Consider the following 5,963-nt stretch of genomic DNA (forward strand, 5'->3'; position numbering starts at 1 on the left):
GCTTTGGGTTCAAAAATTGAATTGCTTTCTAAAGAATCCTTCGATCTATCAGTTAAAATTAAAGTAAATGATAGAGAATTATCTATTTCGAATAAAATTGCTTCTAATTTGTTTGTAAAGCTGGTTTAGAGGTTATTTTGCAGAGCCATATGTAACAGTTCTCAGGACTTCATAATATCAATATTTTTTATCAGTTTGAGAAACCCATTCTCCAGCTACATCTACGTTTTGTCTTAACAATAAATTCAACTGGCCAACATGATGCTGAACATGTCTCATGTTGTATAAAATCATTTCAATTCTGTTAAAATCCTTATTCTTTGTAATGAATCTTTCTTTTGAAGTTTCTTCATTTAAGCCTTCAATTAAAAAGAAAACCTTTTTACGGGAATACTCAAGATATTCAAGCAATTCTTCTTTTAGATAAATCCTTTCAGGCAAAATTCCTTCTGGATCAAACTCAGATAAGGAAAATGGTTGTGGCGGAGAAAATTCGTCTGGTTTTACAGATGAATAATAATCAATCCAAAAAATGGTGTGATAAACAGAATACCAAAAATCTTTTTTATCCCAAAAATTATCAGGACAAACTAAAATTGAACTTTCCAGCATATCTATTACAGCTCCAAATTGTCGCCATAATATTCCCTTTAATTCTTCCATTATTTGAGTTTGAAAATTAGAGTTCTAAACAATTCCCTTTTCAATCATTTCCAACATAACCGGCGAAGCATTTTTAAAAGTTGGTGCTTGCTCGATAATACTTCCAGCATTCTTTTTATTTACTTTAAACGTAACATCATCATCAGTTGTAAATAAAAGTGCGGTTAAAAAAGGGTTTTTAATATGAGTGCCTAAAATCAATAAGGCTTCATCTAAAGTATGAATACTTTCAATTTCTTCTGTTTTATATCTAAAAGTCAGCGAAATTGAGAATGTATTATCTTCATTGAGAACCAATCGGAAATATACATTTTTAAGTTCTGTATCGCCCATGGTTTTGGCCAAAGTCAGTTTTGCAAAAGTTCCGTTTTGGATGCTTTCTTTAACTCGTTCACAAAAAAGGGCAAATATTGGTTCGTACATTTTTTTTAAAGGTGCTAAGGTTCTGAGATTCTAAGGTTTTTACAATCTTTGTCTATTATTTTAACCGCAAAGGTCGCAAAGATTTACGCAAAGAACACAAGAATTGAGCAAAAAAATCAGCCGCAGATTATAGAGATTAACACAGATTCCTGTAAATCCTTTTAATCCAAATAATCTGTGGCTAAAAATTAATATTTTTTACGGTTAAGAAAATTTTATTTCCCCGTAAATTCGGCTTTACGTTTTTCTAAAAATGCTGTTGTTCCTTCTTTAAAGTCAGCAGTTCCAAAGCATTTTCCGAATGATTTTATTTCAACATCAAAACCGTTTTTACCATCTGTAAAATTAGCATTGATTGCTTTTATAGCTTTCGCAATAGCGAAAGGCGCATTTTTAATGATTTTTTGAGCAATTACATTCGTAAAAGACAAAAGCTCAGCTTGAGAAACTACGTGATTTACTAAACCGTATTGTTTTCCTTCTTCTGCAGAAATCATTGCAGCGGTCATGATCATCTCCATCGCACGGCCTTTTCCAACCAATTGAGGCAAACGCTGTGTTCCTCCATAACCAGGAATTAATCCTAAGGTAACTTCTGGAAGTCCCATTTTTGCATTATCAGAAGCAATTCTAAAATGACATGCCATTGCCAATTCTAATCCCCCACCTAATGCAAATCCGTTTATTGCTGCAATAACAGGTTTTTTCAACCCTTCGATTAAATCAAAAAGAGATTCTTGACCTTCAGCAGCCAATTGCGCGCCTTCAACAATAGTATAGTTAGCAAATTCTGAAATATCAGCTCCAGCGACAAATGCTTTCTCACCGCTTCCTGTTAAAATAATAACGCGGATATCATCATTTTTACCCAATAATTTTATCGCTTTACTTAGATCACTAATTGTTGCTTTGTTCAAAGCATTCAATTTTGTTGGTCTGTTTATGGTAATTGTCGCGATATTTTCTTCAATAGAAATTAAAAGATTTTCGTAGTTCATGACGCTATATTTTATGAGTTCGTGATCGGGAGAGAAACTGTAAACGTAGTTCCTTTTCCATAAGTTGACTCAAAGGTAATTGTTCCTTTGTAATTTTCTATAATGTTTTTGATAATTCCGAGTCCAAGTCCCATACCGCTAGTTTTGGTAGTGAATTTTGGTTCGAAAATCCTTCCTATATCTTGTTTCTGAATTCCAATTCCGTTGTCTTTTACTGCAATCTCAACATTATTGCCACTTCTTTTTACAGATACTATAATTGATTTATGAAACTGGCTTTCGGGAATGGCCTGAGTTGCATTTTTAACCAAATTGGTAATTACGCGTATCAATTGCGTACGATCCATTTTAGAAATGATTTCTTCTTCTTCTTTTTCAAAAGAAATATAATCTTCGTTGAAAATGTCCAAAGCCAGTTCGACAACCTCAACTACATTCAGCGTTTCATTTTGTTGCGCTGGCATTGAAGCAAAGTTCGAAAACGCCGAGGCCACAGCTGTCATAGTATCAATCTGCTGAATCAAGGTTTCAGAATAATCATTCATTTTTTGTTTCACATCTGGAGCAGTAGGGTCAAATTTTCTCTGGAAACTCTGAACCGTCAAACGCATTGGCGTAAGCGGATTTTTAATTTCGTGTGCGACTTGTTTTGCCATTTCGCGCCAAGCTTCTTCACGTTCACTTTGTGCCAATTTAATTGCACTTGTTTCCAGTTTGTCCACCATTCCGTTGTAGGCTTTTATCAAGAAATTGACTTCTTTACTGTTTGCCTCTAAAACAATTTTCTCGTTTTTCTGATCCAAATTGGTTTCTTCCAAACGATCTGAAATGGTTTTAAGTGATTTTGTAATATAAGTTGAAAGGAAATATGCTAACGCAAAAGCCACAATAAGCATAAAAGAATACACCTGACTTAAACGGATCAGGAAAGTATTCAATTCGTTATCGTAATATCCGTCGTCTTCTAAATATGGAAGATTCAGGATTCCGAGTGGTTTGAATTTTTCGTCTTTAATTAAACTGTATGAAGATCTGTTTTTAACTCCATCAATCGTTTTGATGTCTACAAATCGCTTTTCGATGGAAGATCGAACTAATTTGAGAATGTATTCTGGAATTGGCGGCGGTGCTTTGTCAACCGCAAAAGACTCTTTTGAAGATTTTAAAAGTTTGCCGTCAAGACTGTAAATGTTGATTTCGATTTTATGAATCTGTGCCAGTTCGTGGATTTTATCTTTAAAAATCAAATCCAGATTCTGAGTTTTTAACGGATAAGTCGTAGTTGCCAGAACATAATTGATGTGTTCTTTTACTGCATTCTCTTTTCGTTCTAAACGTTCTTGATGATATTCTTTGGCCTCCGTTTTAAACTGAATAATAGAAATCGAAGCCAATAAAAAAGATGCCACCACAATCAATACAATCATCGACAGGAAAATCCTGGTACGAAGCGAAAGCATTGTCATTTTAAAGTTGTTTAGCATAATTTTCTTTTTTGCCACGAGTTACACGAATTTACGCTAATTATTTTTTTCTGCCACAGATTAAAATGATTAATGGGATTATACGCAACGCTAAAAAATCATTAAAATCCATTTAATCTGTGGCAAATATTACAAAAGAAATTCGTGCTAATTCGTGTAATTCGTGGCAAACTGATTTTATTTTTTTTCTCGAATGCGCTTATAAAAACGGAATCCCAGCATAATTAAAACGGAGAATAATATAATTCCGATTACGCCGAAAATCCAATTGATGGCACTTTTTAAAACTACTAAAAAGACAACAGCAAATAGAATAATGGTTGCGCCTTCATTCCACAAACGCATAAAATTATTGGAATATTTTACCTCATCTCTTTGTAATTGCTTAAAAATCTGATGGCATTTTCCGTGATATAAATATAATAGGAAAACGAAACATAATTTTACGTGCATCCACGGCATTTTGATCCAAACGCTTCCTGCATCTGTAAAAAACAGCATCCAAAAAGCAAAAATACTTGCCAAAACTGCCGATGGCCATGTAATGATATACCACAAACGGTAGGCCATTATTTTGTATTGTGCCTGTAGAATTTCTTTTTCTGGTGAAGGTTTTTCATTTGCCTCAATTTGATACACAAACAAACGCACAATATAAAACAAACCCGCAAACCAAGTGATCACAAATATAAGATGCAGTGATTTTAAGTAATTATAGTACTCCATCATAAAGTCTTTTTTCTTTACTCTTTCTTCTATTTTCTATTTTGCCCAATCATTAATCCAGTTAGAAACCGTCTGGCACCATTCGTCATCATCATTCAAACACGGAATTGCAAGGAACTCTTCTCCTCCATTTGCTTCAAAATCTTCTTTGGCGCGCATTGCGATTTCCTCTAAAGTTTCTAAACAATCGGTAACGAAAGCTGGAGTTACAACCGCAATTTTCTTAATTCCTCTTGCTGGCATATTGTCAATTTCGACATCGGTATATGGTTCAAGCCATTTATCGCCCGCCAATCTTGACTGGAAAGTCACACAATATTTGTCTTTCGGAATTCCCAATTGTTCAACCACCAAACGCGTTGTTTCGTAGCAATGTGTTCTATAGCAGAATTCAGCTTCTGGAGTTCCAACTTCGCAACACATTTCGTTGGTTACGAATTTTTTATGTGATTTTGTTTTATCTGTCTTACGAACGTGACGCTCTGGAATTCCGTGGTAAGAAAACACTAACTGATCGTAATCGAAATCACGCAGATGTTTTTTAATTGAATCTGCAACGTTTTTAATGTAATCCGGTTTATTGAAAAATGCTGGAACATCTGAAAATTTCATGTGAGGAAATTTCTTCTTGCGAATTTCTTCTGCTAAAACCAAAATGGTCAAAGTAGAAGCCATTGCATATTGCGGATAAAGCGGGAAAAGCAAAACTTCTGTTACGCCTTGATCGCTTAATTCCTGCAAACCTTTTTCGATTGTCATAGATCCGTAACGCATTGCCAGCGCAACTGGAACATTTGATAAAGGCTGTACTTTTTTGTGCATTCTTTCAGAAAGAACGATTAGCGGAGAACCTTCTTCCCACCAGATTTTCGCATAAGCATGTGCCGATTCTTCTGGTCTTTTTCTTAAAATAATACCGCGAACTAATAATGCTCTTAATAAATACGGAACATCGATCACGTATTTATCCATTAAAAATTCATCTAAATAAGGTTTTACGTCTTTTGGAGTTGGACTGTCTGGTGATCCTAAGTTTATTAAAAGTGCGCCTTTCATTATGTGTTTTTTGCTTTAAGCTTTTTATTTGTTTTTAAAAATTTCGGCAAAAGTAAACGCTGTACTTTATTCGAAATATGATAATTATTACTTTTTCTTTATTATTGAATATTCAAAATTGATTTAGCTAATTCGAGAAATTTCTTCTCGCAGATTTCGCAGATCTTGCAGATTTTTTAATTCGTGCTAATTAGTAGCGAAAAAAAAATTAAACATTAGCATTAATCGACATCAAATATTTTTTTGGAGTCGTGGCAAATTTTTTCTTGAATGCCGCGATAAAATGACTTCCTGTGCTATAACCTATTTTCAGTCCAACTTCGTTTACATTATAAGAACCGCTGTCTAATAATTTTCTAGCAAAATCCATTTTATAATCGAAAAGGAAACCATAAACCGTATCGCCATAAATTTGTTTGAAACCCATTTTGAGTTTTTTCAAATTCAAACCAATTTCATCTGCTAGTTCTTGCAATCCTGGTGGTTCGGCCATATTAGCGATAATAATTTCTTTAGCTTTTCTGATTTTCAAAACGTTATCTTCATCAATCAAAAACGGACATTGTTCTGCATTTGGATCTTCGGTTCTGTTGAAATACAAACTCAACAATTC

Annotated in this window: 8 protein-coding genes; 1 reads left to right on the top strand and 7 read right to left on the bottom strand. The window is 34.0% G+C overall.

From position 1 onward, the window contains the following. Nucleotides 1-129, top strand: a 129-nt coding sequence (locus B3J44_RS24235) for a FeoA domain-containing protein (RefSeq protein WP_349678299.1), incomplete at its 5' end; no start/stop codon positions are given. A gap of 48 nt (nt 130-177) precedes the next feature. Here the strand turns inward: B3J44_RS24235 and B3J44_RS16655 are convergent. The 7 genes from B3J44_RS16655 to B3J44_RS16685 form a co-directional block, all read right to left on the bottom strand. Beyond that, nucleotides 178-663: a DinB family protein gene (locus tag B3J44_RS16655; RefSeq protein WP_286969769.1), complete on the bottom strand. Its 486-nt coding sequence runs from the start codon at nt 661-663 to the stop codon at nt 178-180. 24 nt (nt 664-687) lie between these two features. Continuing rightward, complete coding sequence (locus B3J44_RS16660) at nt 688-1,086, bottom strand: hypothetical protein (protein WP_286969771.1); 399 nt, start codon at nt 1,084-1,086, stop codon at nt 688-690. Nucleotides 1,087-1,301: 215 nt separating this feature from the next. Continuing rightward, nucleotides 1,302-2,084: an enoyl-CoA hydratase/isomerase family protein gene (locus B3J44_RS16665; RefSeq protein WP_286969772.1), complete on the bottom strand. Its 783-nt coding sequence runs from the start codon at nt 2,082-2,084 to the stop codon at nt 1,302-1,304. Between the two features lie 11 nt (nt 2,085-2,095). Continuing rightward, on the bottom strand, nt 2,096-3,511 hold the full coding sequence (locus B3J44_RS16670; protein ID WP_286969791.1) for a sensor histidine kinase: 1,416 nt from the start codon (nt 3,509-3,511) through the stop codon (nt 2,096-2,098). Between the two features lie 234 nt (nt 3,512-3,745). After that, nucleotides 3,746-4,294 carry a CopD family protein gene (locus tag B3J44_RS16675; protein WP_286969792.1) on the bottom strand — a complete coding sequence of 183 codons (549 nt, stop codon included), beginning with the start codon at nt 4,292-4,294 and terminating at the stop codon, nt 3,746-3,748. Between the two features lie 36 nt (nt 4,295-4,330). Then, complete coding sequence (gene hemH, locus B3J44_RS16680; protein WP_286969773.1) at nt 4,331-5,350, bottom strand: ferrochelatase; 1,020 nt, start codon at nt 5,348-5,350, stop codon at nt 4,331-4,333. 208 nt (nt 5,351-5,558) lie between these two features. Further along, the coding region (locus tag B3J44_RS16685) for a helix-turn-helix domain-containing protein (RefSeq protein ID WP_286969774.1) at nt 5,559-5,963 on the bottom strand (405 nt) is incomplete at its 5' end.

This window comes from Flavobacterium sp. UBA4854, assembly GCF_002399805.1.
Taxonomy (GTDB): domain Bacteria; phylum Bacteroidota; class Bacteroidia; order Flavobacteriales; family Flavobacteriaceae; genus Flavobacterium; species Flavobacterium ginsengisoli.

Excerpts from the sequence above, each read along its gene's own strand:
- B3J44_RS16655 (WP_286969769.1), bottom strand. The coding sequence starts at position 663 with ATGGAAGAATTAAAGGGAATATTATGGCGACAATTTGGAGCTGTAATA.
- B3J44_RS16660 (WP_286969771.1), bottom strand. The coding sequence starts at position 1,086 with ATGTACGAACCAATATTTGCCCTTTTTTGTGAACGAGTTAAAGAAAGC.
- B3J44_RS16665 (WP_286969772.1), bottom strand. The coding sequence starts at position 2,084 with ATGAACTACGAAAATCTTTTAATTTCTATTGAAGAAAATATCGCGACA.
- B3J44_RS16670 (WP_286969791.1), bottom strand. The coding sequence starts at position 3,511 with ATGATTGTATTGATTGTGGTGGCATCTTTTTTATTGGCTTCGATTTCT.
- B3J44_RS16675 (WP_286969792.1), bottom strand. The coding sequence starts at position 4,294 with ATGGAGTACTATAATTACTTAAAATCACTGCATCTTATATTTGTGATC.
- hemH (WP_286969773.1), bottom strand. The coding sequence starts at position 5,350 with ATGAAAGGCGCACTTTTAATAAACTTAGGATCACCAGACAGTCCAACT.